The organism is Actinoplanes sp. NBC_00393 (assembly GCF_036053395.1).
Taxonomy (GTDB): domain Bacteria; phylum Actinomycetota; class Actinomycetes; order Mycobacteriales; family Micromonosporaceae; genus Actinoplanes.
In genome coordinates this window covers 7,495,117-7,520,200 of record NZ_CP107942.1, presented here as the reverse complement: position 1 = coordinate 7,520,200, position 25,084 = coordinate 7,495,117, and the positions used below count along the sequence as shown (strand labels likewise).

General features: G+C 70.3%; 22 protein-coding genes. 3 read left to right on the top strand and 19 right to left on the bottom strand.

Going from position 1 to position 25,084, the window contains the following annotated elements; genetic code table 11:
- Positions 1 to 6 precede the first annotated feature (6 nt).
- On the top strand, positions 7 to 537 hold the full coding sequence (locus tag OHA21_RS34715) for a DUF6886 family protein (protein WP_328462258.1): 531 nt from the start codon (positions 7 to 9) through the stop codon (positions 535 to 537).
- Here OHA21_RS34715 and OHA21_RS34710 read toward each other — a convergent pair.
- The 12 genes from OHA21_RS34710 to OHA21_RS34655 form a co-directional block, all read right to left on the bottom strand.
- On the bottom strand, positions 494 to 1,096 hold the full coding sequence (locus OHA21_RS34710) for a TetR/AcrR family transcriptional regulator (protein WP_328462256.1): 603 nt from the start codon (positions 1,094 to 1,096) through the stop codon (positions 494 to 496). The genes OHA21_RS34715 and OHA21_RS34710 overlap by 44 nt on opposite strands.
- Entirely contained in the window at positions 1,093 to 2,292 is a 1,200-nt protein-coding gene (locus OHA21_RS34705) for an acyl-CoA dehydrogenase family protein (protein ID WP_328462254.1), read from the bottom strand. The genes OHA21_RS34710 and OHA21_RS34705 overlap by 4 nt, the downstream gene beginning before the upstream one ends.
- Complete coding sequence (locus OHA21_RS34700; protein WP_328462252.1) at positions 2,292 to 3,272, bottom strand: phosphotransferase family protein; 981 nt, start codon at positions 3,270 to 3,272, stop codon at positions 2,292 to 2,294. The genes OHA21_RS34705 and OHA21_RS34700 overlap by 1 nt, the downstream gene beginning before the upstream one ends.
- Positions 3,269 to 4,042, bottom strand: coding sequence for an SDR family oxidoreductase (locus OHA21_RS34695; RefSeq protein ID WP_328462250.1), 774 nt, complete (start codon positions 4,040 to 4,042; stop codon positions 3,269 to 3,271). Before OHA21_RS34695 ends, OHA21_RS34700 begins: the two co-directional genes overlap by 4 nt.
- Entirely contained in the window at positions 4,039 to 4,785 is a 747-nt protein-coding gene (locus OHA21_RS34690) for an SDR family oxidoreductase (RefSeq protein WP_328462248.1), read from the bottom strand. The genes OHA21_RS34695 and OHA21_RS34690 overlap by 4 nt, the downstream gene beginning before the upstream one ends.
- A 43-nt stretch (positions 4,786 to 4,828) precedes the next feature.
- Complete coding sequence (locus OHA21_RS34685; RefSeq protein ID WP_328462246.1) at positions 4,829 to 6,097, bottom strand: ABC transporter substrate-binding protein; 1,269 nt, start codon at positions 6,095 to 6,097, stop codon at positions 4,829 to 4,831.
- Positions 6,094 to 7,134 carry a branched-chain amino acid ABC transporter permease gene (locus OHA21_RS34680; protein ID WP_328462244.1) on the bottom strand — a complete coding sequence of 347 codons (1,041 nt, stop codon included), beginning with the start codon at positions 7,132 to 7,134 and terminating at the stop codon, positions 6,094 to 6,096. Before OHA21_RS34680 ends, OHA21_RS34685 begins: the two co-directional genes overlap by 4 nt.
- Positions 7,131 to 8,009 carry a branched-chain amino acid ABC transporter permease gene (locus OHA21_RS34675; protein ID WP_328462242.1) on the bottom strand — a complete coding sequence of 293 codons (879 nt, stop codon included), beginning with the start codon at positions 8,007 to 8,009 and terminating at the stop codon, positions 7,131 to 7,133. The genes OHA21_RS34680 and OHA21_RS34675 overlap by 4 nt, the downstream gene beginning before the upstream one ends.
- Positions 8,010 to 8,017: 8 nt before the next feature.
- Entirely contained in the window at positions 8,018 to 8,734 is a 717-nt protein-coding gene (locus OHA21_RS34670) for an ABC transporter ATP-binding protein (protein ID WP_328462240.1), read from the bottom strand.
- Positions 8,735 to 9,397: 663 nt separating this feature from the next.
- Positions 9,398 to 10,105, bottom strand: a complete 708-nt coding sequence (locus OHA21_RS34665) for an ABC transporter ATP-binding protein (protein ID WP_328462238.1) — start codon at positions 10,103 to 10,105, stop codon at positions 9,398 to 9,400.
- A gap of 1,591 nt (positions 10,106 to 11,696) precedes the next feature.
- Positions 11,697 to 12,332 carry an alpha-ketoglutarate-dependent dioxygenase AlkB gene (locus OHA21_RS34660; RefSeq protein WP_328462236.1) on the bottom strand — a complete coding sequence of 212 codons (636 nt, stop codon included), beginning with the start codon at positions 12,330 to 12,332 and terminating at the stop codon, positions 11,697 to 11,699.
- Positions 12,329 to 13,834, bottom strand: coding sequence for an MFS transporter (locus tag OHA21_RS34655; RefSeq protein WP_328462234.1), 1,506 nt, complete (start codon positions 13,832 to 13,834; stop codon positions 12,329 to 12,331). The genes OHA21_RS34660 and OHA21_RS34655 overlap by 4 nt, the downstream gene beginning before the upstream one ends.
- A gap of 88 nt (positions 13,835 to 13,922) precedes the next feature.
- Here OHA21_RS34655 and OHA21_RS34650 point away from each other — a divergent pair, with 88 nt between their 5' ends.
- Together OHA21_RS34650 and OHA21_RS34645 are read left to right on the top strand one after the other, a co-directional pair.
- Positions 13,923 to 14,651, top strand: coding sequence for a TetR/AcrR family transcriptional regulator C-terminal domain-containing protein (locus tag OHA21_RS34650; protein ID WP_328462232.1), 729 nt, complete (start codon positions 13,923 to 13,925; stop codon positions 14,649 to 14,651).
- On the top strand, positions 14,638 to 15,159 hold the full coding sequence (locus OHA21_RS34645) for a GNAT family N-acetyltransferase (RefSeq protein WP_328462230.1): 522 nt from the start codon (positions 14,638 to 14,640) through the stop codon (positions 15,157 to 15,159). The genes OHA21_RS34650 and OHA21_RS34645 overlap by 14 nt, the downstream gene beginning before the upstream one ends.
- Before the next feature lie 69 nt (positions 15,160 to 15,228).
- On the opposite strand, the gene OHA21_RS34640 is transcribed toward OHA21_RS34645, so the two are convergent.
- The 7 genes from OHA21_RS34640 to OHA21_RS34610 form a co-directional block, all read right to left on the bottom strand.
- Positions 15,229 to 15,798 carry a GNAT family N-acetyltransferase gene (locus tag OHA21_RS34640; protein ID WP_328462228.1) on the bottom strand — a complete coding sequence of 190 codons (570 nt, stop codon included), beginning with the start codon at positions 15,796 to 15,798 and terminating at the stop codon, positions 15,229 to 15,231.
- Positions 15,799 to 15,807: 9 nt separating this feature from the next.
- Positions 15,808 to 16,806, bottom strand: coding sequence for a succinate dehydrogenase/fumarate reductase iron-sulfur subunit (locus tag OHA21_RS34635; protein WP_328462226.1), 999 nt, complete (start codon positions 16,804 to 16,806; stop codon positions 15,808 to 15,810).
- Complete coding sequence (locus OHA21_RS34630; RefSeq protein WP_328462224.1) at positions 16,806 to 18,698, bottom strand: fumarate reductase/succinate dehydrogenase flavoprotein subunit; 1,893 nt, start codon at positions 18,696 to 18,698, stop codon at positions 16,806 to 16,808. Before OHA21_RS34630 ends, OHA21_RS34635 begins: the two co-directional genes overlap by 1 nt.
- Positions 18,699 to 18,709: 11 nt before the next feature.
- Positions 18,710 to 19,501 carry a hypothetical protein gene (locus OHA21_RS34625; RefSeq protein ID WP_328462222.1) on the bottom strand — a complete coding sequence of 264 codons (792 nt, stop codon included), beginning with the start codon at positions 19,499 to 19,501 and terminating at the stop codon, positions 18,710 to 18,712.
- 350 nt (positions 19,502 to 19,851) lie between these two features.
- Positions 19,852 to 21,528, bottom strand: a complete 1,677-nt coding sequence (locus tag OHA21_RS34620; protein ID WP_328462220.1) for a TldD/PmbA family protein — start codon at positions 21,526 to 21,528, stop codon at positions 19,852 to 19,854.
- Between the two features lie 217 nt (positions 21,529 to 21,745).
- Entirely contained in the window at positions 21,746 to 23,182 is a 1,437-nt protein-coding gene (locus tag OHA21_RS34615; RefSeq protein ID WP_328462218.1) for a TldD/PmbA family protein, read from the bottom strand.
- A gap of 31 nt (positions 23,183 to 23,213) precedes the next feature.
- Positions 23,214 to 24,992: an alpha/beta hydrolase family protein gene (locus OHA21_RS34610; protein WP_328462216.1), complete on the bottom strand. Its 1,779-nt coding sequence runs from the start codon at positions 24,990 to 24,992 to the stop codon at positions 23,214 to 23,216.
- Positions 24,993 to 25,084 lie beyond the last annotated feature (92 nt).

Here is a 25,084-nt window from a genome sequence, read left to right as displayed (position 1 = left end):
ATCGGGATGAGACCAGCGGACGGCCAGGTGCTGCACTTCTCCGAAGATCCGTCGATCACGCGCTTCGTGCCGCACGTGGCGGCTACCGCGCAGCAGCCCGAGGCCTACGTCTGGGCCGTCGACCACGACCGGGCACCTGACTACTGGTTCCCCCGGCAATGCCCGCGGGCGATGGCCTGGGTCCGGCCGGAGACCACCACAGACGATCGCGAGCGGATCATCGGCGCCGGGTGCGGGGAGCGGGTCCATGCGATCGAGTACGCCTGGCTGGACGCCATGCGGACCACAGTCCTGTACGCCTACCGGCTCCCCGCCGAGCGTTTCCGCCCGTTCGGCGACCATGCGCGAGTGGCCACCGAAACGGTCGAGCCGCTGGGCGCCCCGGAACCGGTCGGTGACCTGCTCGAATGCCACGCCCGCGCCGGCATCCAGCTGCGGGTGCTGGACAACTTGTGGCCCTTCTGGGAGCAGGTCATCGCCAGCACCGCCGGCTTCAGTGGGATTCGGCTGCGTAACGCCCGGCCAGCAGCGCGGTGACGGTGCGGCTGAGGGCGGCCTCGGCGTCCTCGATCGGCAGGTCCATCGCCTCCCGCCAGGTCGCCCAGGTCGGCCACTGACTGATCGAGGTCAGCGCGTTGAGCAGATCGTCGTCGCTGCCGATCTCGGCCGGGAAGGTGGTGAGCAGCTCGTCGCGTACCCGGTTCGAATGCAGCTTCCGGTAGTGCTGCAGGCCGGCCGAGAAGGGCTCCTTCAGGGCGGAGGCCCGGGCGTTGGGGCTGATCTCCTCGAGCAACCGGGCACGCTGGCGGCTGTACGCCTGGATCCGCTCCGCCAGCGGCAGGTCGGCCGGCACCGGCTCGTAGGAGGCGTCCCGCTGCTCGAGGACGCGCTGACCGCTCGCAGTCATCAGCGCCTCCATGTCGGCGAAATGGCTCCACAGGGCGCGCAGTGAGACCCCCGCCAGCTTGGCGATCCGGTCCGCGGTGGGCCGCAGGTCGCCTTCCTTGATCAGCTGGAGGTGGGCGTCGACGATCGCATTGCGGGTCCGCTCGGAACGTGCGGTGCGACCGTCGACGCGGACGGGTGGTGTGGTCACGAACTACTCCGGTAACGCTTGAGCTCACGGTGGGCCAGGGAACGTTTGTGCACCTCGTCGGGGCCGTCGGCGAGCCGCAGCATGCGGGCGCTGGCCCAGAGCCCGGCGAGCGGGGTGTCCTGGCTGAGCCCGGCCGCGCCGTGCGTCTGGATCGCCTTGTCGAGGATCCACTCCACGGTCGCCGGCACCACGATCTTGATGGCCTGGATCTCGGTGTGCGCGCCCTTGTTGCCGACGGTGTCCATCAGCCAGGCGGCCTTGAGCACCAGCAGGCGGGCCTGCTCGATCCGGACCCGGGACTCGGCGATCCAGTCCTGGATGACGCCCTGCTCGGCGAGGGTCTTGCCGAACGTGCTCCGGGACAGCGCCCGGGTGCACATCAGCTCCAGACCACGCTCGGCCATGCCAATCAGCCGCATGCAGTGGTGGATCCGGCCCGGGCCGAGGCGCGCCTGGGAGATGGCGAAGCCGCCGCCCTCGACGCCGATCAGGTTGGACGCGGGTACGCGTACGTTCTCGAAGATCAGCTCGGCGTGCCCACCGTGGTCGCCGTCGGTGTAGCCCATCACCGTCATGCCGCGCTTGACCGTCAGGCCCGGCGTGTCCCGCGGTACCAGGATCTGGCTCTGCTGCACGTGCCGCGCGGCGTCCGGGTCGGTCTTGCCCATCACGATGAAGATCTTGCAGTTCGGGTTCATCGCGCCGGTGATGTAGAACTTGCGCCCGTTGATGACGTAGTCGTCGCCGTCGCGCTCGATCCGGGTGCCGATGTTGGTGGCGTCGGAGGAGGCGACCTGCGGCTCGGTCATCGCGAAGGCCGAACGGATCTCGCCCGCCAGCAGCGGTTTCAACCACTGCTCCTGCTGTGCCGGGGTGCCGAACTCGGCGAGCACCTCCATGTTGCCGGTGTCCGGGGCGGCACAGTTCAGCGCGGGCGGGGCGACCGCCGGGCTGCGGCCGGTGATCTCGGCGAGCGGCGCGTACTGGAGGTTGGTCAGGCCGGCGCCGTGCTCACCCGGCAGGAAGAGATTCCACAGGCCGGCTTCCTTGGCCTTCTCCTTGAGAGAGGAGAGCACGGCGGGCGGCTCCCAGCCGTCTGTGTGGAATTCCGATTCGACCGGATAGATGTGCTCGTCCATGAAGGCGAGCAGCCGCTTGCGATAGTCCTCGGTCTTCGCGTCGAACTCGAAGTCCATCAGTGTCCTTCCAGCGCTCGGTGGCCCTGCTCGATCAGGACCGGGACCATCGCCCCGATGGTGTCGAAGCCGGGGCCGACCGTCTGACCCTTGGTGTAGCGGTAGTGCACGCCCTCGAGGATGACGGCGAGTTTGAACGCGGCGAATCCCACGTACCAGTGCAGGTCACCGACGTCGCGCTTGCTGCGCTCGGCGTAGCGGGCGGCCATCTCGTCCAGCGACGGGTGACCGGGCAGGTCGATCGGCGCGACCGGCTCGCCGTCGCGGAACAGCAGCGGCCGGCCGGCGTAGACGAGCATCAGGGCGACGTCGCTGAGCGGGTCGCCCAGTGTCGACATCTCCCAGTCAAGGACGGAATTGACCGTTAAATCAGAACCTATTAGGACGTTGTCCAGCCGGAAGTCGCCGTGCACCACCGCACCCGGCCCGCCGGCCGGAATGTCCACGGCGAGACGGGCGTGCAACTCCTCGATGCCGGCCAGTTCGCGGCTGCGGGAGGCGTCGAGTTGCTTCTTCCACCGGCGCACCTGCCGCTCGTTGAAGCCCTCCGGCCGTCCGAAGTCGCCGAGGCCGATCGCCACCGGATCCAGCGAGTGCAGATCGGCGAGGGTGTCGACGAGGGTGAGCGTCAGCGCGTGGAGATCGATCTGCTCGAGTTCGGCGGCCTCGCGGTAGATCTTCCCGTCGACGTGCTCCATCAGATAGAAGGGTGCCCCGATGACTTCGGTCTCGGTGCAGAGCAACACCGGCTTCGGCACCGGGAAACCGGCCTCGGAGAGCGCCGCCAGCACCCGGTGTTCCCGGACCATGTCGTGCGCCGTGGGCAGCACGTGCCCGAGCGGCGGCCGCCGCAGCACCCAGCGGTTGACGCCGTCGGTGACCGCATAGGTCAGGTTCGACCGGCCCCCGGCGAACATCGTCGCGGTCAGCGGCGGACTGTCCAGAAAGGCCTGGAGTTTCGCCAGGTCCAGCCCTTTCATTTCGCGCTCTCGAAGCCGCGCTGCAGTTTGTTCATGCCGCCCAGCCAACGGTCCGGATCCGTCGCGCGCAAGCGGTAGTAGTCCGCCACCTCAGCATGCGGGAGGATCAGGAAATCGGTCCCGCTCAGCGAGTCGGCCGCCAGGTCGGCGACGGCTTCCGGCGGCAGCGCGCCTTCGGCGAGCAACGCCGCGCTGCCACTGCCCGCGGCGTTTCCACGGTTCAGCATGTCGGTGCGCACGCCCTGTGGGCACAACGCCTGCACGATCAGACCCCGGTGCGCGTACGTGGCACGCAGCCATTCCGCGTACGCCAGCGCCGCATGCTTCGTCACCGAGTAGGTCGCGCTGCCCAGCAGGGTCAGCAGGCCGGCCGCGCTGACGGTCATCAGCAGCCGCTTCGGTTCACCGGTGTCCAGCCAGCGCGGCAGCAGCGCCCGGGTCACGTAGACGTGCGACATCACGTTCACCCCGAAGTCGCGCTGCCACTGCTCGTCCGGCGTGTTCTCGTCGCCGGACGACAGCACGCCCGCGTTGGAGCAGAACAGGTCGATCCCGCCGAGATCCGCCCACGCGGTGTCGATCAGGTGCCGGACGTCCTCCTCACGGGCCGCGTCGCCGGGGACCGCGAGACCGCCGATCTCGTCCGCGACCGTCCGGGCGGCGTCCCCGTTCAGGTCGTTGACCACGACCCGGGCGCCGTCGGCGGCGAACCGGCGGGCCAGGGCGGCCCCGATCCCACCGCCGGCGCCGGTGACCACGACCCGCTTCACTGAACCGACCCGGTGAGGGTGACGCCGCCGTCGATGACGATGGTCTGGCCGGTGATCCAGCCCGCCTCGGGCGAGCAGAGGAACGCGACCGTGGCGGACACGTCCTCGGGCACGCCCAGTCGCTTCAACGGGTAGGTGGCCGCGACCTCGGCCTCCCGGCCCTCGTAGAGCGCGGTGGCGAAGCGGGTCTTCACGACCGCCGGGGCGACCGCGTTGACCCGGATCTTCGGGGCCAGCTCGATGGCGAGCTCCTCGGTGAGGTGGATCAGCGCCGCCTTGGTGGTGCCGTAGAAGGCGATCCCGGGCGCCGGCCGGACCCCGGAGACCGACGAGATGTTGACGATCGAGCCGCCCGATGAAGCCAGCCCGCCGCGCAGCGCCTCCTGCACCCAGCCGAGCGTGCCGATCAGGTTGACGTCGGCCATCTTGCGGGCCGCGTTCAGGTCGAGCGTGGCCAGCGGCCCGTACGCCGGGTTGATCCCGATGTTGTTGATCAGAGTGGTGACCGGCCCGAACGTCTCGCGCACGGTGTCGACCACCGCGGCCCGGTGCGCCGGGTCGTCACCTTTGCCGGCCACCCCGACCGCCACCTCGGGGCCGCCGAGCTCCTTCACCGCGGCCGCGAGCGCGTCGGCGTCCCGGCCGGTGACGGCGACCCGGGCGCCCTGAGCTATCAAGCGTTGGGCGATGGCGAAGCCGATTCCTCGGCTCGCACCGGTCACGATTGCTACCTGGTCTGCCATCGCCCAACCTCTCGTCGTTTTTGTTGCATAGGGAGTGCAGATATTACGCGGCCGGTACGCCGTTCTGCGGCGGCGTCACAGCCTGAGCCGTGTGCGGGGCCACCGGGGCGTCCTTGTCGTCGGTCGTGTACGGCGTACCGAAGAAGACCGCCTTGCCGCCCTCGACCTTGGTGAGCTGGGCTCCGCCGTACCCGGAGTGGTCGGTGTCGGAGAAGCGCATCGGGACCAGGCCGGGGCCCTGGAAGCCGTTCTTCTTGACCGCCGCGATGATCCCGTCGCGGGTCAGGTCCTTGCCCGCCGCCTGCAGCGACTGCACGAACAGGTACGCCACCGACATGCCGTAGACGACGTTGTTGTCGAACTCGGCGTTGCCGTTGTACTCCGCGTTGACCTTCTTGTAGAGCTGGATCCACGGGTTGGCCTCGTCGGTGGTCAGCGGCAGGTAGTTCGACGCCACCACGCCTTCCATCAGCGGCGCGGCGGCGCCCAGGGCCTTGCCGACAGTCGTCGGGTCGGCGCCCACGTTACTCACCACGAACTGCGGCTTGAAGGCGATCTTCGCAGCCGTGCCGATCGAGAGCGCGGTGAAACCGGGCACCGTGGCCAGCATGACCACCTGGCAGCCGGCCGCCTTGAGCGCACCCATCTGCGGCCCGACGTTCGGGTTGCTGGTCACGTAGGTCTGCTTGGCCGCCACCGGGCCGACCACCTTCTCCACGCCGGCCAGGAAGTCGCGGCCGAAGTCGTCGTCCTGCCCGAGGACACAGACCTTCTTCCCGGCCTGCTGCTCCTTCACGTACGTACCGAGGATCTTGCCCTCGACCGTGTAGTCCGGGTTGAAGCCGAACGTGCCCGGGTACTTGTCCGGCTGGTTCCAGCTGCGGCTTCCGCTCGCCACGAACAGGTCGGGCACCCGGTTGGTCTTCAGGAAGTCGAGCACGCCGGTGTGCGTGGGCGTACCCAGGCCGTTCAGGATCGCGAAGACCTTGTCCTGCAGGACCAGCTCGCGCACCACGGTCTGGGTGTTCGCCGGGTTGTAACCGTCGTCCTTGACCTTGTAAGTGATCTTGCGGCCGTGAACGCCGCCGTTCGCGTTGACGAAGTCGAAGTAGGCCTTCGTGGCCGGCGAGATCTTCGAGTAGCCGGCGGCCGCCGGACCAGTGAGCGGCATGTGCGTACCGACGGTCACCTCGGTGTCGGTCACACCCGGGACGTCAGCGCTGCCGCTGCTCCCACCGCCGCCGTCGTCGCTGCAACCCGCGGCGGTGGCCAGCAGCACGACGGCCAGAGCCGTCGCTACCGTACGTTTCATCGGTTCCTCCTGACAGTGTTAGCCCAAAATCGGTTGAAGCGGATTGATGCGATGCCGCCCGGGGCGGCGAGCATGACGACGATGAGCACCACACCGAAGACGACCAGCGCGAGGTTGCCCTCGAGCCGGTGCGATCCGGTCTGTTCGGCGATCGACTGGGACAGCGTGGGAAGCACGACCAGCAGCAGGGCGCCCAGCAACGAGCCGACCAGGCTCCCCAGCCCGCCGATCACGATGGCCATGACCAGGAAGAGCGAAAGCGTCAGCGGGAACGCGCCGGGGGAGACGCTCTGCGCGAGGAAGGCGAACAGGGCGCCGGACAGCCCGGCGCAGGCGGCGCTGACCACGAAGGCCAACACCTGGGTACGCGCGACGTTGATCCCGGCGAGCTTGGCCGCGGTCTCGTCGTCCCGCACCGCCCGCATGTCCCGGCCGAACCGGCCGCGTACCAGAAGAACCAGCAGCGACACCGTGACCAGCGCGCCGGCCCAGCACAGCCAGGCCTGCCAGCGTTCCATCGGGATCGTGCCGGGCGGCGGGTCGAGCACCACCGACAGGCCCTGATCGCTGTTGAAGGTCTCGTCGAACGTACTGGTCACCGATGGCACGACGATCGCCACGGCGAGTGTCAGACCGGCCAGATAGGGCCCGCGCAGCCGGGCCGCGGCCAGGCCGATCACCACGCCCACCGCGGTGGTCACCACGATCGCCAGCAGGAAACTGAGCGGCAGGTTGAGCCACTTGTTCTGGGCCAGCGCCAGTGTGTAGGCGCCGGTCGCCATCAGCGCGCCGTGCCCCAGCGAGAGCTGCCCGTTGAGTCCGGTCAGGATGGTCAGGCCCGCGGTCACACAGAGATAGGCGCCGACCGTGGCGAGCTGGTAATTGCGGAACGGCGGCAGCGTGTAGGTCAGCGCGAGCACGATCGCGGCGCCGGCCAGGATCACCAACAGCGCCGGAACGCGGCGCCGCCTTCCCTTCGTCGGCGCAACCAGATCCGGTACGGGCGCCGTGCTCGACTTCTGCTTCATGTCGGTCATGCCACCCTCGCCTTCGAACTGGAGAAGAGCCCGCCCGGCTTACCGAGGAGCACCACGACGAGCAGGAGCAGGACGGCCATCGGGGCGACCGTCGGCTCCACGTATCCGCTGACGTACGAGAGCAGCAGCCCGACGACCAGGCCGCCCACGACCGCGCCGATCGGGCTGTCCAGGCCACCCACCACCGCGGCCGTGAACGCCGAGATGAAGACCACGTCCATCGCGGTCGGGTGCAGGCCCAGCTCGGTGGGGACGACCAGCATCCCGGCGAGCGAACCGACCGCGGCGGCCAGCGCCCAGCCGAGCGTCAGCATCCCGCCGACGGAAACCCCCAGCAGCCGGGAGACGTCCGGCGCGAACGCCGCGGCCCGCATCCGCAACCCCACCGCGGTACGCGTGAACAGCAGCGTCAGAGCGCCGACCACCACACCGACCGCGGCGAAGACGAACAGGTCGTACCGGGAGAGCAGCGCCACCCCGCCCACCTCGAAGGCGTCCCGGCTGAACGGCGTCTGCACCGGCCGGAACTCGTTGCCGTAGAGGATGCCGAGCACACCCTGGATCACCAGGACCAGGCCCAGCGCCACCACCACCCCGTTCAGCGGCGACGAATGGTCGACGAACCGCATCACCACCCGCTCGACCGTGACGCCGAGGACCAGCCCGAACGCGATCGCCACCACGAACCCGAGCCAGTAACTGCCGGTCGCGCTGGTCACCGAATACGCCGCGTAGACCGCCGCCACCGCCATCGCGCCCTGCGAGAAGTTGACGATCCGGGCGGCCCGCCAGATCAGCACTAGGGCGAGCGCGAAGGCGGAATACACCGCGCCGCGGCTCAGCCCGTCGAAGGTCAGATAGATGAACTCGTTCATGCTTCTTCCTAAAAGCCCAGGTAGGCGTGGCGGAGATCGGCGTCGTCGCGGAGCACCGAGGCCTTGTTGCGGGCCACCACCTGGCCGAGGGCCAGCACCACGCCCTCGTCGGCGATGGAGAGCGCACTGCGTACGTTCTGCTCCACCAGCAGCACCGCCAAGCCGGTGCGTTCCCGCAGGTCCCGCAGCAGCGCCATGATCTGGCCGGTCACCTTCGGGGCCAGACCCAGCGACGGCTCGTCGAGCAGCAGCAGCCTCGGATTGCCGACCAGCGCGCGGCCCAGCGCGAGCATCTGCCGCTCACCACCGGAAAGCTGATGGCCGGCGAAGGTACGCCGTTGCGCCAGCGGCGGGAACAACTCGTACACCTCGTCGAGCGCCTGCTTCGCCGCCGCCCGGTCCTTGCGCCACAGGCCGCCCAGCCGCAAGTTCTCGTCGACGGTCAGCTCGGTCACCACACCCCGGCCCTCCGGCACGTGCCCGATGCCGCGGCGCACCATCTGCTCGACCCGGGTGCCACGCAGATCCGTGCCGTCGAAGACCACCCGGCCGTTGCCCTTGACCAGGCCGGACAGCGTGCGCAACAGCGTGGTCTTGCCGGCCCCGTTCGCGCCGAGCACCGCGACGATCTCTCCTGGTTGGACCGTGAGGTTCACGTCGTGCAGGACGGGCGCCGCGCCGTACCCGGCGGTGAGGCCCTCGACCTCCAGCAGTGCGCCGCTCATGCCGGGTCACCGGCCGTTGCCGGGGTACGGGTGCTCATCGGCGTTCCTCCTTCGGGGACCGTCGTTCGGTGCTGGGCTCTTTGCTCTTTGCTCTTCTGCTCTTTTGCTTGGTCGCTCGCTGCTCGCTGCTCTTGCGCTTTGCTGTTCGCGGCCGTTGACTCTTCGCTGCCTGCTGCCTGCTGCCTGCTGCCTGCTGCCTGCTGCCTGCTGCCTGCTGCCTGCTGCCTGCTGCTCTGGCTCTTGGCTGCTTGCTGCTCGCGGATCTCTTTGCTGTTCGCGCTTTGCCCGGCGTCTTCGGTTCCGGCGCCCTTCGTTCCGGCGCCACCCTTCGTTCCGGCGGCATCCTTCGTTCCGGCGCCACCCTTCGTTCCGGCGGCGTTCTTTGCTTCGCGTCTCTCTGGCTCGGCGTCGCTTCGGTGCGCGGATATGCCGGGTGGGCCGGTCCGCCGCGGGCGGCTCCGGCTTCCGGTGTGTATCTGTCTAGCTGGATATAACGCTTTTTTCCGGATACGGCGTTGCTGCCGGCGGACCGCCCGGCCGGGGTGCGGCCGAGCGGCCGGTCCGGCCAGGAAATGCGGTGGCCGATCAGGCGGTGGTGGATGGCCGGGTCAGGCCCTGGCAGGGTGACTGCTCAGGCCCAGGGCTCGAAAGATCCGGCAGCGGTCAGGCCGCCGCGCCCAGGTAGGCGTCGGTGACCCGGGGGTTGTTGCTGATCTCGTCCGGCGTCCCGAGCGCGATCGGCTTACCGAAATCCAGCACGAGAATCTCGTCGCACACCGCCATGACCAGATCCATGTGGTGCTCGACCAGGAGAACCGTGGTGCCGGTCTCCTTGATCAGGGTGGCCAGCCAGCTGATCTCGTCGGCATCCAGGCCACCGGCCGGCTCGTCGAGCATCAGGATGCGCGGCTTGGCGACCAGCGCGCGGGCCAGCTCGATCCGCTTCCGGATCGCATAGGGCAGTGCGCCGGGTCGGGCCCCCGCATAACGGTCGACCCCGCATCGCGCCAGCGCAGCCATGGCCTCAGCCTCGGCTCGCCGCCCACGGGTCCCGACCATCACGTTCTCCAGCACAGACATGCCGCCGAACTGGCCGACACCCTGCAACGTCCGGGCGATGCCAAGCCCGTTGAGCTGGTGCGGTCGCGGCCGCCAGGGCTGCCCGTCCAGAGTCAGACTCCCGGACGAAGGCGGAACAAAACCGCAGATCACATTGAAAAGCGTCGTCTTGCCCGCCCCGTTCGGCCCGATCACCCCGACGATCCGCCCCGGCGCCACACGCAGAGACACATCATCAAGAGCAGTCAGCCCGCCGAAGCGAACAGTTATGTGATGGAGCGCAAGCTCCTTGAGCGGGGATTCTGTCGACATGGAGCCACCTCGCTGGACCGGTGGAAGTCCTGTGTGGAGCCGATTGCCTCTGCAGCAGAGACTTAAGGTCAACTATTTACACTAGGAGTGTAACTTTCTCGGCCGCGCCGTCAACCACTTGCAATGCCCCTGTTACCTCGAGATTTCAAAGCCGCCCTCAGCCCCCGCCCATCCCCCCTCCTACCAGGCGTTTCCCCCCGCTCGCCAGCGCAGCCCACCCGGCCCCGTAGCCCACCTCGACCCGACAGCCCACCTCGACCCACTGCTCACCTCAGGCCTTCAGCCACCCGGGCCGCACCCATGTGGGCCGCACTCACTCGGGCCGCACGCACCGGGCCGCACCCACCCGGCGCGCACGCACCCGGGCCGCAGCCGCCCGGCCGCAGCCGCCCGGGCCGCAGCCGCCCGGTTGCATCCAGCCGGGCTCCCAGCCGTCGGCCGTAGCCTGTCCGGGTCGCTGTCGCCCCAGGCCCCGGCCCCTCCGCGGCCAATCAGGCCCGGCCAGCCCGGCCGCCCCGGCCAGCCCGGCCGCCCCGGCCAGCCCGGCCGCCCCGGCCAGCCCGGCCGCCCGGCCAGCCCGGCCGCCTGCCTCCGCGTCCTACCTTCGGTAGCTGCGCCAGCTTCACCCAGCCAGCTGGCGTTGCGGCAGGTTATGGCCTGCGGATTCGATGCTTGATTGCCAGCTGGGCGTGGCCGGCTGGCGTTGCGGCAGGTTATCGCCCGCATATTCCATGTCTGAGTGCCAGCTGGGCGTGGCCGGCTGGCGTTGCGGCAGGTTATGGCCCGCCGATTCGGTGCCTGAGCGCCAGCCGGTGGTCTCGGTCCGAGGTAGAGCGTCGCGGTGACCACATGCGTTCGCGTGAGCACGTCGCCCCGGCTCGCCGCGATCTTGGCGGCTGCCACCAATGCGGGTGGACGAGCCCTGGTCGCCAAGATCGGGCCGAGGCTTACCGCCTGGGAGACCTGAGGACATCGGTGGTCACGGCCCGACAGATGCGCCGCATGCCCGGAGCGATGGGTTGCCTCATCCGACCGTTGGATTCAAGGCGGTGGCCGTGCTGATGTGCGGCCGGGCAGTAGATGTGCGGCCGCGGCTGTGCTGCAAGCAGTAGTCAGCAAGCTTCGGGCCATTAGGGCGCGGCGCGGCCGCCCGCGGTGCGGACGTGGGCCGGGCGCGGGCCGGGCGCGGCGTGGACTGGGCGCGGACGTGGGCCGGGCGCGGGGCCGGGCGCGGCGTGGACTGGGCGCGGACGTGGGCCGGGCGCGGGGCCGGACGCGGCGTGGACTGGGCGCGGACGTCGGCCGGGCGCGGGGCTGGACGCGGCGTGGGCTGGACGCGGCGGGGACTGGGCGTGGGCTGGGCGCCGGACGCGAGCGGGGTGCGGAAAGGGCTGGGCGCGGACGCAATGCGCGGACGTGGGCTGGGCGCCGGACACGAGGCACGCCCGCGGGCGCGCGAAATGTCGGGTTCAGCGCAAGCCGCTACATGGGCCCGGCGGCCGCGCTGCGGCCCGGCCCGGCATCCTGCATCGCGCGGCCACGGCGGAACGGCGTAGTTGCGTTTGAAGAACTGCGCTAACCCGTACCCCCTCTAAGCCACACCCGCAGGCCGGAACTGAACGCTGATGCGCGGCCCCACGGGTTTGGCCGTCTTCGGCACGGCATGTTCCCAAGTGCGCTGGCAGGACCCACCCATGACGATCAGGTCACCGTGGCCGAGTGGGAAGCGAAGCGTGTCATGGTCGCCGGTGCGCGAGCGGAGCAGCAGATTGCGCGGAGATCCAAAGGAGACGATCGCAACCATGGTGTCGTGTTTCGCGGAGCGGCCGTGGGTGTCACCGTGCCAGGCCACGCTGTCGCGGCCGTCGCGGTAGAGACACATGCCCGCGGTGACGAACTCCTCGCCGAGCTCATCAGCGTAATAGCTGTTCAGTGCGGCCTTCGCAGCATCCAGCGCAGGATGTGGCAGAGGTTCACGACCGCTGTACCACCGCAGCAGCCGCGGAACGTCGACGACGTCGTCATACATCTTGCGGCGCTCGGCGCGCCAGTCGATGCCGAGCAGGGTCTCGAAGACCTCGTCGGAGCCGTGCATCCAGCCTGGCAGGGTGTCGACCCACGCGCCCGCGGTGAGCCGGAGCCGGATGAGGCGGCCGGCCAACGGCTCGAGCTCGCTGGCCGGCCCGGACATCAGATCAAGCATCGAAGGCTGGTAAGCGCCGGTCATCCCACCATGTTAGTACGAACGTTCGAATCCGTGGGGGCAACCTCGGGCCGTGGCCGCAGAATGGCGGTGGCGACGACCGCCGCCACGATGCCACCCACCACGCCGACCAGCGCGGTGATCGAGAAGGCGTCGACGAAGGCGTCCTGGGCGAGCCGGGCCAGGGCGTTGTCGCCGGTGGTGGCCGCCAGGTTGAGCGCGTCACCGATGGATTCGCGAGCCGGGACGGGGGCGTCGTCCGGCATGGCCGAGCGGTACGCGGCCGTCAGCACTGCGCCCAGCACCGCAACGCTGAGCGCCGTGCCGACCTGCTGAACCGTGTCGTTGACCGCGGACCCCACGCCGGCGCGTTCCGGCGGGAGGGCGCCGAGCAGCGTCCCGACCGCGGCCGGCACCGCGGTCCCCTGGCCCGCGCCGATCAGTACGAGCGCGGCGGCCAGCGTCGGGTAACCGTCACCGGAACTCAGCGAGGCGAGCACGCCGAAGCCGCCGGCCATCAGCAGCAGCCCGGCCCCGAGCGCCACCCGCGCCCCGAACCGTTTGTCCACCACCACGCCGACACCGTTGAACGCCATCGCCGTGACCAGCATCGGGATGAACGCGAGGCCCGCCTTCAGCGGCTCGTAACCGAGCACGAACTGCAGATACTGGGTCAGCGCGAGCACGATGCCGCCGGCCGAGAAGCCGAGCAGCACGATGGAGAGGCTGGCGCCGGCGAAGTTGCGGTTACGGAACAGGGTGAGCGGCAGCATCGGCTCGTCGGTCCGGCGTTCCCAGACGGCGAACGCGGTCAGCGCGACCGCGGCGACAGCGAAACCGCCGAGGGTACGCGCGGACGACCACCCGTGCCCCGGGGCGTTGATGATGCCCCAGACCAGGGCGGTCATGCCGAGCATCGAGGTGACCGCGCCGACCAGGTCGGGCCGGCTCGCCGGTCCCCGGGACTCCGGAATGATCACCAGGGCGGCGATGATGCCGAGGATCGCGATCGGGATGTTCAGCAGGAAGACCGAGCCCCACCAGAAGTGTTCGAGCAGCAGCCCGCCGAGGGTGGGCGCGCCCAGGGCGCCGAGCATCAGGACGGAACTCCAGATCGCGATCGCTTTCTTGCGCTCGCTGTCGTCGAAGACCGTGGTGAGGATGGACAGGGTGCCGGGCATCAGGAAGGCGGCGCCGGCGCCCATCAGCCCGCGCGCGGCGATCAGCTGACCGGGTGTCTGGCAGATCGTGGCCAGAATCGAGGCGCTGCCGAACACGATCAGGCCGAACACCAGGCCGAGCCGGCGTCCGTGCCGGTCGGAGAGGCTGCCGGCGGTGAGCAGCAGGCCGGCGAAGACCAGGATGTACGCGTCGATGATCCATTGAATGTCCGTGCTGCTCGCGCCGAGGTCGACGATCAGCGACGGGATCGCGATGTTGAGCACCATGTTGTCGACGACGACCACGAGCAGGCTGAGGCACAGCACGCCCAGGATCAACCAGCGACGGGGGTGACGTTCGGGCATCGGTGAGCCTCTCTCGTACGGTGTGCGAGTGACTCGAACACCGTACACCTGACTCGTACAGTGTTCGAGTGTCGGTAGGATGACATCCATGCCCGACTTCACCGACTCGGTGTGGACCCGCCCGCCACGCACCCGGGGTGACCAGCCCGCATTGACTCGTGAGCAGATCGTGCGTACCGCGGTGGAGATGCTCGACGCCGAGGGGACGGCCGGCCTGAGCATGCGCCGGCTGGGCACCCGGCTCGGTTCCGGCGCCACCTCGCTCTACTGGCACGTCGCCCACAAGGACGAGCTGATGGAGCTGGCCGTCGACCAGGTGCTCGCCGAGGTCTACGTGCCGGAGCCGGGCGACACCGGCTGGCGGATGGGCGCATCGGTGCTGGCCAACGGCATGCGCGACGCGCTGCTGCGACACCCCTGGGTGATCGGGCAGCTCGGCCTGCGCCCCACCCTCGGCCCCAACGCGATGCGGATGGGAAACCGGATGGTCGCCCTGTTCACCGCCGCCGGATTCACCGGGATGGCGGTGTCGCACGCGGCCGCGGTGTTGCAGGCGCACGCGGTCGGCTCGGCGACGACCGAGTCGGCGGTGGCCGCGTCGATGCAGCGGTCCGGGATCGATCCGACCGAGGTGGGCCGGCGCCTCGAGCCCTACCTCGAGCAGATCGCCGATGACTACCCCGACTACGACAAGTGGCGGCGGGCGACCGACGAGATCAACCAGAATCCGTACGACATGTTCCGGGAAGGCTTCGTCTTCGGCCTGGAACGGATCCTCGACGGCCTCGAACTGTGGTTGAACAATGCTGAAGATTAGGGACGCCGGTCCCGCGGATGCGGCTGCCTGCGCAGCCATCTATCGCCCTTACGTCCTGGACACGGCGATCACCTTCGAGACCGAGCCGCCGACAGCGGCCGAGATGTCCGAGCGGATCACGGCAGCTTCCCGGGCGCACGCCTGGCTGGTGGCCGAGCTTGAGGACAACATCATCGGGTACGCGTACGCGGGCCCGTTCGCCGTCCGCCCGGCGTACCGGTGGTCGTGCGAGGTGAGCGTCTACCTGGAGACCGGCCGGCACCGCACCGGGGCCGGCCGCGCGCTGTACCAGGTGCTGCTGCCCAGGCTGGTCGACCGCGGCTACCGGGTGGCCGTGGCGAAGACGACGCTGCCCAACGAACCGAGCCTCGGCCTGCACGCGTCGTTCGGTTTCGAGCCGGTCGGGGTGCACCGCCGAATCGGCTGGAAACACGGCGCCTGGCGCGACGTAGCCATCACCCAGCTCAACCTGGTCACCGACAGCGCCGAACCGATCGAACCCCGCTGACCGCCCCTGCGTCCGCGCTCGCCCGTCGGCCCCGAGTTCGCTCCGGGCCAGACGGCGGGCGGGGCCCGGTCAGTCGGTGGCGAGCCGGGCGTGGCCGTGCATGTCGTGCCAGCCGTCGGCGTGCCTGGCCACCCCGCGTTGGACGCCCTCGGCCGGGAATCCGGCCAGCTCAGCCACCCGGCACGACGCGTTGTTCAACGTCGAGTGGTTCAGCTCCACCCGGTGCAGCCCCAGCGTGCCGAACGACCACACGGCCAGCGCCCCGAGCGCCCGCGGCGCGATGCGCTTGCCGCGGGCCGACGGCAACACCCAGTACGACACCTCGGCCAGCCCTTCGTCCAGGTCGACCCGGCGGAAGCTGATCTGCCCGGCCACCGCGCCGTCCAGGGTCACCGCCCAGCCGGCGCCGGTCTCCGTACTCCAGCGTCCCGGCCACCGTGCGATCCACTCCCGGGCCTCATCGCTGGTCATGCTGCGGCAGTGCCACCGCTGGATCGCCGGGTCCGAGTACCCGGCGATCACGTCCGCCAGATCCGATTCCTGCCACGGTCGTAGTTGCAGGCCGTCGTCGGTGATGACGGGTTGCGGCAGGGAACTGAGCGTTCCGGCGGGCAGAGCCGGGGTGTAAAGCGACGGCATGCGGCGAGGTTACTTCTCCTTCTCCGCCTCCGGGTGGTGGTAGACGATCTGCTCGGGCGGGAGCGGGAAGGTGATGTCCTCCCCGAACGGGGACAGTCCACCCTGGAGCGGCGCCGCCATCTCGGAGATGTCCATGTGCCCGTCCGGCCCGACCGGTGCGTTCTCCGGCAGCCGCGCGCTGGAGAACGGGGTGCCGGCCGCCACGCCGGTGACTCCTACCGAGGTGCTCGGGGCGAGCGACTCGGATGACTCCAGCTGATCCCGGCGGAAGATCTTGCGACCGAGCCAGACCAGCGGGTCGTAGCGGCGGTCGACGACGCGCTCCTTCATCGGGATGATCGCGTTGTCAGTGATCTTGATGTGCTCGGGGCAGACCTCGGTGCAGCACTTGGTGATGTTGCAGTAGCCGAGACCCTGCTCGGCCTGCGCATACTCCTTGCGGTCACTGCGGGCGTCGAGCGGGTGCATGTCCAGTTCGGCGGCGCGGATGAAGTACCGCGGGCCGGCGAACGCCTCTTTGTTCTCCTCGTGGTCGCGGACCACGTGACAGGTGTTCTGGCAGAGGAAGCACTCGATGCACTTGCGGAACTCCTGGCTGCGCTCCACGTCGACCTGCTGCATCCGGTACTCACCGGGAGCCACTCCGGCGGGCGGCGCAAACGCCGGTGTCTCCCGCGCCTTCTCGTAGTTGAACGAGACGTCGGTGACCAGGTCCCGGATGATGGGGAAGGTCCGGATCGGGGTGATCGAAACCGTCTCGTCCTCGTCGAACGTGGACATCCGGGTCATGCAGCCGAGCCGCGGCTTGCCGTTGATCTCCATGGAGCAGGAGCCGCACTTGCCGGCCTTGCAGTTCCACCGGCACGCCAGGTCGGGTGCCTCGGTGGCCTGCAGCCGGTGGATGATGTCGAGGACGACCTCGCCCTCGTTCACCTCGACGTCGAAGTCGCGCAGCTCGCCGCCGGATGCGTCGCCGCGCCAGACGCGGAAGCGCCGTTTGGTGCCCATCACTCTGCCTCCAGCTCGGCAAGTTCCTCGTCGGTCAGGTATTTCGCCAGCTCACTGCGGTCGAACAGGTCGATCAGCTCGTCACGCATCTTCGGCACCGGCTTGCGTTCCAGCAGCACGTCGCCGCTCTCGTCGAGCGAGCAGATCAGGTTGACCCGGCGCCACTCCGGGCTCATCTTCGGGTGGTCCTCCCGGGTGTGGCCGCCGCGGGACTCCTCCCGTTCCAGGGCTGCCTTGGCCGTGCACTCCGAGACGACCAGCATGTTGCGCAGGTCGATGGCGAGGTGCCAGCCCGGGTTGTACCGCCGGCCACCGTCCGCCGACACGTTCGCCACCCGCAGGCGCAGCTCGTGCAGCTTCTTCAGCGCGTCGGTCAGCTCACCCTCGCGGCGGATGATGCCGACCAGGTCACCCATCACCGCCTGCAGGTCCTGCTGCAGCGTGTACGGGTTCTCCCCACCGGTACGCACCAGCGGCGCCAGCGCGACCTCGGCCGCCGCGGCGACGTCCACCTTGCTCACCTTCGGTCGGCGGCCGAGCGCATCAACGTACGCCGCGGCGTGCTCGCCCGCCCGCTTGCCGAAGACCAGCAGGTCGGAGAGCGAGTTGCCGCCGAGCCGGTTGGACCCGTGCATCCCGCCGGAGACCTCACCCGCGGCGAAGAGCCCGAGCACCGTACCGAGGGCGGCCCCGGTGTCCGGCTCGACCTCGACGCCACCCATCACGTAGTGGCAGGTCGGGCCGACCTCCATCGGCTCCTTGGTGATGTCGACGTCGGCCAGCTCCTTGAACTGGTGGTGCATCGACGGCAGCCGCCGGATGATCTGCTCGGCCGGCATCCGGCTGGCGATGTCCAGGAACACTCCGCCGGCCGGGCTGCCGCGACCCGCCTTGACCTCGCTGTTGATGGCCCGGGCCACCTCGTCGCGGGGCAGCAGCTCGGGTGGGCGGCGATTGTTGTCAGGATCGGAGTACCAACGGTCGGCCTCCTCCTCCGTCTCCGCGTACTGCTTGCGGAAGACGTCGGGGACGTAGTCGAACATGAACCGCTTGTTCTCCGAGTTGCGCAGCACGCCGCCGTCGCCGCGGACCGACTCGGTGACCAGGATGCCCTTCACACTCGGCGGCCAGACCATGCCCGTCGGGTGGAACTGCAGGAACTCCATGTTGATCAGAGTCGCGCCGGCGCGCAGGGCCAGCGCGTGGCCGTCACCGGTGTACTCCCACGAGTTCGACGTGACCTTGTAGCTGCGGCCGACACCGCCGGTCGCCAGCACCACGGCCGGCGCCTCGAAGAGCAGGAACTCGCCGGACTCCCGGTAGTACCCGAACGCCCCGGCCACCCGGTCGCCGTCGAGCAGCAGCTCGGTGACCGTCGTCTCCTGGAACACCCGGATCCGTGACTCGTAGCTGCCGGTCTCGGCGAAGTCCTCCTGCTGCAGCGAGACGATCTTCTGCTGCAGGGTGCGGATCAGCTCCAGTCCGGTCCGGTCGCCGACGTGGGCCAGCCGCGGATACTCATGGCCGCCGAAGTTGCGCTGCGAGATCTTGCCGTCCTTCGTCCGGTCGAAGAGCGCACCGTACGTCTCCAGCTCCCAGATCCGCTCCGGCGCCTCCTTGGCGTGCAGCTCGGCCATCCGGAAGTTGTTCAGGAACTTGCCGCCGCGCATGGTGTCCCGGAAGTGCACCATCCAGTTGTCGCGGCTGTTCACGTTGCCCATCGCGGCGGCGGCGCCGCCCTCAGCCATGACGGTGTGCGCCTTGCCGAACAGCGACTTCGAGATGATCGCCGTCTTCTTGCCGGCCAGCCGGGCCTCGATCGCCGCGCGCAGTCCGGCGCCACCGGCGCCGATCACGACGACGTCGTACAGGTGTCGTTCGATCGTGGTCATCGTGGTCGCCCTCAGTTGATGAAGCGCAGGTCGGAATACCACTCAGCGGCGAGGCCCATGATGTAGAAGTCGGTCAGGGCCAGCGTGCCGAGAGTGATCCAGGCCAGCTGCATGTGCCGGGTGTTGAGCTTGGAGACGAAGGTCCAGAAGCGATACCGCACCGGATGCTGGGAGAAATGCTTCAGCCGGCCGCCGGCGATGTGCCGGCAGGAGTGGCAGGACAATGTGTACGCCCACAGCATGATCACATTCACCCAGAGGATCACGTTGCCGAGGCCCAGCCCGGTCGCCTGAGCGATCGCCGCGTCCCACGTGTTGATCAGCGAGATGATCACCGCGGCGTAGAACGCATACCGATGCGCGTTCTGGAAGATCAGCGGGAACCGGGTCTCGCCGGAGTAGCGCTTGTGCCCGTCCGGCACGGCGCAGGCCGGCGGCGACAGCCAGAACGACCGGTAGTACGCCTTCCGGTAGTAGTAGCAGGTCAACCGGAAGAGCAGCAGGAACGGCAGGCTGAACGCCGCCTCCGGGATCAGGAAGAACGAGGGGAGCGGAGTGCCGAACAGCGCCGCGTCGCCGCACACGTCGGTGAGGCAGGGCGAGTAGAACGGCGTCAGATAGTGGTAGTCGTCGACGAAGAACCACTGGTGCATGAAGACCCGGACCGTGGCGTAGGTGACCCAGGCCGCCAGCCCGACGCCCGTGACCAGGGGGGCGAACCACCACCGGTCGGTGCGAAGCGTTCTCGCCGCGATCGCCGCGCGTGCGCGGCTGCCGCCCGGCGTCGTTGCCGTCGTCGTCATTCCATCTCCCGGAGAGTGCCGTCTCAGGTGTGCCGGCGACTGCCACAGGACACAAAGGTGCCCCACGCCAGCCGTCGCCAAGCGACAGTGATGTGGGGCACACGTTACGCCGAACGTCCGACACTTTCCCGGCCGGGCTGCCCTCCGCGTCACAAAAAGATCATCCCGCCCTGCAAAGACAGTCACCGATGAGGTAATGGATCTTTCTGGATGAACCTGCCGCGGGTGGCGGCCGTTGCCGGTCCGCCCTCCGCCCTCGGCCCTCCGCCCTCGGCCCTCCGCCCTCCGCCCTCCGCCGGGAGCATCGGCGGTGTCGACGCACCTACAGCCGGAGGCGGTGGGGCGCACCCTCAGCCGGACGCGTTGCCGGTGATGTTCCACGAGGCCAGATGGAGGGCCGGCGCCGCATACCGGGCGCGGCCCCAGGCCTGTGGCAGCAGCACCGCCTCGGTGCCGATCCCGAGCACCCGGCCGGGAGCCAGCGCCTGCGGGTAGGACTGGGTGAACCGCAGCCCGCCGACCGCCGAGACGATCTCGCCGTCCTCCACGAGCCAGACGCCGTTCCGGGTCAGCCCGGTCACCACCAGGCTTTTCGGGTCGAGCACCCGGGTGTACCAGAGGTCGGTGACGAGCAGCCCCCGGCGCATCCGGGCAACCAAGGGGCGGGCCGACTCGGCGATCATCCCGGCGCCGTCGCTCCCGGCACCGCTGTGCCCGGCTCCGGCCTGAGCCGCTCCGGGTTGAGCCGCACCGGGTTGAGCCGCACCGGGTTGAGCCGCACCGGGTTGAGCCGCTCCAGCGTGAGCCGCACCGGGTTGAGCGGCGCTGACCTGAGCAGCGCCGGCCTGAGCGGCGCTGGCCTGAGCGGCGCTGGCCTGAGCGGCGCCGGCCCGACTAGCGCCGGCATAAGCGGCGCCGGCGTGAACGGTGCCGGCACCCGCAGCGGCAGTGGCCGGCCGGTCGGCCGCCTCCAGGCGCATATGGGTTGGCAGCGGCCCCCACGACCGGGACACCGCGGAGGCGTGACCGGTGGACTCCGTGCCGTCCTGCGCGGCCGAGGTGCGGTCGTGCGCGACCGCTGTGGTCACCCCGTCCCGGACCAGCACCAGCGTGCGGCGCGGGGTGCCCTCGTCGTCGAAGGGCAGGCCCGGGGCCGGCTCGCCGCGGCTGCCGAGCGCATCGTCCACGATGGTCACGGACGGGTCGAACTGGGCGGCGCCGAGCTGGGCGAAGGACTGCCGCTGCACGAACGCCTTGCCGTTGAAACCGAACGTCGCGAAGTTCTCCAGCAGGTCGGCGACCGCGTCCGGCTCGAGGACCACCTCGTACTCCCCGGGTGGGAGTTCGGCCGGCTGCCGGGCGGCCCGGGCCTTCGCTGCGGCCCGCGCGCCGAGCACTGCACCGTCCAGGTCGGCCAGCCGGCAGGCTGCGAGGCGCGCGACCCCGTCGGAGCCGTCGACCCGGGCGATCCCGTCTATGGCGGCCTCGGCTGTCCGGCCCTCGACGGCCTGGCCCGCAGTGTTCGCGAAGGCGGCCGAGACGTAGACGGTCCGGCAGTAACCCGCGGTCTCCAGACCGCCGGCGGCCTCCACGAAGTCGCGCACCCGCACGGCCCGCTCGTCGGGCGTGGCCCGCGCGGTGGCCTCGTCGAAGCCGAACGCCAGCCCGGAGCGGTCGCCCGAGCCCGGATGCGCGGCCGAGACGTGCAGCGCCGCCGGCCGGGTCAGCCCGGGCCAGGCTGGGTCTGGTGGGCTCACCGAGGCCGCCGCGACGGTCCGCTCGACCAGCGCGCGCAGGCCGTCGGCCCCGGTGACCGTGGTGGAGCCGCCCGCAGTCCGCCCGTCGAGGTGCAGCCGCAGACGCACGCCGGTGGTCGCATCCGCCACGTTCTGATGGATCATCGAATTGGCGAAGCGGGTCAGTGCCTCGGCCCGGTGGCCGACCACCACCTCGGCCTCCGCGGACCGCCCGGCCACCTCACGGACCAGCTCGATGACCCGGGCCGCAAGCCCCAGCTCCGCGCTCATGCCCCCACCTCCGCTTCGCCCAGGCGCCGACCAAAGCTGATGCCTCGGTGCCGATCGGAGCTGACGCCCCGGCGCCGATCGGAGCTGACGCCCCGGCGCCGATCGGAGCTGACGCTCCACCGCCGATCGAAGCTGATGCCCCGGCGCCGATCGGAGCTGACGCTCCACCGCCGACCGAAGCTGACGCCCCGGCACCGGCCAAAGTTGAACAGGCCGCTCATCCGTGCACCCCCACCCGAACGTTGGTGAACCGGGCCGGCGCCGCCGGGTGCCCGGTGTGCCCGATCTGGCCGGGCTGGCCCTTGCCGCAGTTGGGCGTGCCCCAGGCGATGGTCTCCGAGGAAAGCATGTCCATCGACTGCCAGAACCGCGGGCCGATCCCGGTGTAGGTGGGGTTGCGCAGCATCCGCCCCAGCTTGCCGTTCTTGATCTCGTAACCGATCTCGCAGCCGAACTGGAAGTTGAGCCGCCGGTCGTCGATCGACCAGGAGCGGTTGACGTCCATGAAGACGCCGTCGTCGGTGGCCGCGATGATCTCCTCGAGGGTGTGCGGGCCGGGCTCCAGACCGACATTGGTCATCCGGACCATGGGAAGCCGGGACCAGCCGTCGGATCGGACGCTGCCCGCGTAGTCCAGCCCGGCGACGGCCGCCGAGTCCCGGCCGGCCAGCACGCCCACCCAGATGCCGTCGCGGACCGCGTGCCGCTTGGTGGCCGGGGTGCCCTCGTCGTCGAAGCCGAAGCTGCCCAGCCCACCCGGGAAGGTGGGATCGATCGTGATGTTCATCAACTCGGAGCCGTAGCGCAGTGAGCCGAGCCTGCTCAGATCGAGCCAGCTGGTGCCGGCGAACGCCGCCTCCCAGCCGAGGATCCGGTCCAGCTCGATGGCGTGCCCGACCGACTCGTGGATCTGCAGGGCGAGCTGCTCGCCGCCGAGCACCAGGCTGGTCTCGCCGGACGGGCAGAGCGGCGCGGTCAGCAGCGCCCGCGCCTCCTCGGCCATCCGCGGAGCGTTGCCCACCAGGTCCAGCTCGTCGACCAGCTCCCAGCCGCGGGCGCCGAACTGCCCGCGCCAGGACGGCCAGGAGCGCCGCTGGATCTCCCCGTCGCCGAACGCGGTCGCCTCCACCCCGGCGCCGCACTCACGGATGTGCTGGTCGATGCGGTGCCCCTCGCTGGAGACGAACCACTTACGGGTGTCCCAGATCGAGTAGTTCGCCTCGGCCATGTCGGCGCCCGCCGCCTTGGCCGCGAGGGTGGCCCGGACCAGCAGGTCGCCCTTGTCGGAGAGGGACACGCCGAGCGGATCGACGAGGCAGTCGCTGGCCCAGCTGGCCACCACGGCTCTGCCGGGCACCAGCTCGACCGGCGGGCCGGGCACGGTCGCGCTGGCCGCGGCGATCTGCGTCGCCCGCCGGCCGGCCGCCTTGGCGGACGGCTCGGACAGATCGGGCACGGCGTAGAAGCCCCAGCTCGACCCGACCAGCGCGCGGACGCCCAGGCCCGCGCTCTCGTCGAACCCGAGGTCCTCGACGGCCCCGTCGCGGGCCGACAACGTCTCAGTGCGCCGCACCATGACGCGCGCGTCCGCATAGCGGGCGCCGGCATCGAGCGCGGCCTGCACCGCCGCGCCCGCCTCATCGAAGTGGCTCATGACCCGACCCTAAGTGGCCGGTACGACACTTTCAGTTCGCCGGCCGCAGGAAGGGCCGCAGGAATTGCAACTCGTCCTCCGGCGAGGCGGCCGGCGCCGACGGGAATCCGGGCAACTCGGCCCCGACCAGGAGCACGTCCGGGGAGGAGCCGGCCTCGGCGAGGCTGTGGTGGGCGTACACCTCGGCGGAGTCGTGCCGGTCGCCGAGGTAGCGCTCGGCGATCGGGGCCGGCAGCTGCGCCCAGTCGAGCACCGGGTCGCGGGCCACCGCGCGGTGGAACACCTCCGGCATCCGCAGCACGGCCAGCGCGGCGAGCCAGCCGCCGAGGCCCCGGCCGCGGACCGCGACCCGGGTCAGGTCCAGATCGGGATGCTTGCCGACGAGCGCGTTGAGGGCGTCCGCCTGGTCGCCGAGCACCACGTCGGCGAGCCGCCGGTGCACCGCCTTCTCGAAACTGGGCGCCAGTCCGGGCGTACCCCGGGAATCTGTGCTCACGACGGCGAAGCCGGAGTCGGCCCACCACTGGCGTTCCTGCCAGGCCGTGCTCTCGGTGACCACCTGCTGATGCCCGGGCCCGTCGCCGAGGCTGACCAGCACCGGAAGACGGGTTCCGGCGACGAAGCCGGTGGGGTAGAGCACCGCGGCCGGCAGTCGCCGATCGGTGACCCGCTCCAGGACCGGCTCCGGTCGGTACGAGGGCTCCACCGCGTACGTCCGCAGTGTGGCCACCTGGACCTCCCCGCGCCACACCTGCTCGCCGGCCACCAGCAGATCCCCGCCCACGGTGACCCCCTGCGGCCCGCACCGGACCGGGACCCGGCTCACCTCGGGCCCGCCGCCACCCAGCGAGGTACGCACCCGGAACACCTCCCGGGTCGCCGGGTCCCCGAGGCTGCCCTCGACGATCAGATCCGGTGAGCCGGTCGGCCCGTCGAGCCGGGGCAGCGTGCCGGCCACCCGGCGCACATAGAGACTCGGCGGCGTGAGCAGGCTGCCGTCGGCGAACAGGCAGCGTGCGTCGAAGCCGTCGTGGGCCAGCTCGCCGCCGACCAGCACCCGGCCGTCCGGCAGGTGCCGCGGGGTGCCCGGGATCGGCTCGACCCAGCGCGCGTCGGCGAGTTCGGCGTGCACCTGGCTCTCCCCGGTACGCGGGTCGACCGACAGCACCAGCCCGTGCTGCTGCATCCGGCGCAGCACCGTGATCAACGGTCCGCCGCTGTGCCACCGGACCTGGGCGAGATAGGGATAGGTCTCCCGGTCCCAGTGCACGTCGACCCAGCCGTCGTCCAGGTCGAGCAGGTGCAGGCTGGCCGCCTTGGCGGTGCGGACGGCGAGGATCTGGCTGCCGTCCGGCGCCCACCACCAGCCCCGAGTCCGGCCGAACTCGGCGGCGCCGACCCCGGCGACACCCCAGGAGATGGCGCCGCAGTGCTCACGCCAGGCGTTGCCCGGTTCGCCGGCGAGCAGGCGGTCGCCGTCCGGGCCGACCACCCGCAGCGTGGCCGAGCCGTGCGGGTCGGTGACGTAGCCGATGTTGCGGCCGGCCGGGTCGGGGCGCGGATCGTGGACCGGCTCGGCGGTCGGGATCGCGGTCACCGTGCCGTCGATCAGGTCGGCCCGGAACAGCTCGCCGGCCCGGGCGAAGGCGGCGACACGGGCGTCGCGGTCGGTCGCGTACGACTCCACCGGCCCCGCCGCCACCTGCTGCTCCGTGCCGGTGGCCAACTCGAACGTCCAGAGGCCGGCCGAGCGGAGGAACACCAGCCGTTCGCCGTCGGCGCCGATCGTCACGCTGTGCGGGTAGTCCACGTGGACAGCATCGCTGATCAAGACGGCCTCGTGCGGGGCAAACCGCGGGCTCGTCGAGCGAACCTGTCGGTGGTCGCGCGTACAGTATCGGC

Excerpts from the sequence above, each read along its gene's own strand:
- OHA21_RS34715 (WP_328462258.1), top strand. The coding sequence starts at position 7 with ATGAGACCAGCGGACGGCCAGGTGCTGCACTTCTCCGAAGATCCGTCG.
- OHA21_RS34705 (WP_328462254.1), bottom strand. The coding sequence starts at position 2,292 with ATGGACTTCGAGTTCGACGCGAAGACCGAGGACTATCGCAAGCGGCTG.
- OHA21_RS34700 (WP_328462252.1), bottom strand. The coding sequence starts at position 3,272 with ATGAAAGGGCTGGACCTGGCGAAACTCCAGGCCTTTCTGGACAGTCCG.
- OHA21_RS34690 (WP_328462248.1), bottom strand. The coding sequence starts at position 4,785 with ATGGCAGACCAGGTAGCAATCGTGACCGGTGCGAGCCGAGGAATCGGC.
- OHA21_RS34685 (WP_328462246.1), bottom strand. The coding sequence starts at position 6,097 with ATGAAACGTACGGTAGCGACGGCTCTGGCCGTCGTGCTGCTGGCCACC.
- OHA21_RS34680 (WP_328462244.1), bottom strand. The coding sequence starts at position 7,134 with ATGACCGACATGAAGCAGAAGTCGAGCACGGCGCCCGTACCGGATCTG.
- OHA21_RS34675 (WP_328462242.1), bottom strand. The coding sequence starts at position 8,009 with ATGAACGAGTTCATCTATCTGACCTTCGACGGGCTGAGCCGCGGCGCG.
- OHA21_RS34670 (WP_328462240.1), bottom strand. The coding sequence starts at position 8,734 with ATGAGCGGCGCACTGCTGGAGGTCGAGGGCCTCACCGCCGGGTACGGC.
- OHA21_RS34665 (WP_328462238.1), bottom strand. The coding sequence starts at position 10,105 with ATGTCGACAGAATCCCCGCTCAAGGAGCTTGCGCTCCATCACATAACT.
- OHA21_RS34660 (WP_328462236.1), bottom strand. The coding sequence starts at position 12,332 with ATGACCGGCGCTTACCAGCCTTCGATGCTTGATCTGATGTCCGGGCCG.
- OHA21_RS34655 (WP_328462234.1), bottom strand. The coding sequence starts at position 13,834 with ATGCCCGAACGTCACCCCCGTCGCTGGTTGATCCTGGGCGTGCTGTGC.
- OHA21_RS34650 (WP_328462232.1), top strand. The coding sequence starts at position 13,923 with ATGCCCGACTTCACCGACTCGGTGTGGACCCGCCCGCCACGCACCCGG.
- OHA21_RS34645 (WP_328462230.1), top strand. The coding sequence starts at position 14,638 with ATGCTGAAGATTAGGGACGCCGGTCCCGCGGATGCGGCTGCCTGCGCA.
- OHA21_RS34640 (WP_328462228.1), bottom strand. The coding sequence starts at position 15,798 with ATGCCGTCGCTTTACACCCCGGCTCTGCCCGCCGGAACGCTCAGTTCC.
- OHA21_RS34635 (WP_328462226.1), bottom strand. The coding sequence starts at position 16,806 with ATGGGCACCAAACGGCGCTTCCGCGTCTGGCGCGGCGACGCATCCGGC.
- OHA21_RS34630 (WP_328462224.1), bottom strand. The coding sequence starts at position 18,698 with ATGACCACGATCGAACGACACCTGTACGACGTCGTCGTGATCGGCGCC.
- OHA21_RS34625 (WP_328462222.1), bottom strand. The coding sequence starts at position 19,501 with ATGACGACGACGGCAACGACGCCGGGCGGCAGCCGCGCACGCGCGGCG.
- OHA21_RS34620 (WP_328462220.1), bottom strand. The coding sequence starts at position 21,528 with ATGAGCGCGGAGCTGGGGCTTGCGGCCCGGGTCATCGAGCTGGTCCGT.
- OHA21_RS34615 (WP_328462218.1), bottom strand. The coding sequence starts at position 23,182 with ATGAGCCACTTCGATGAGGCGGGCGCGGCGGTGCAGGCCGCGCTCGAT.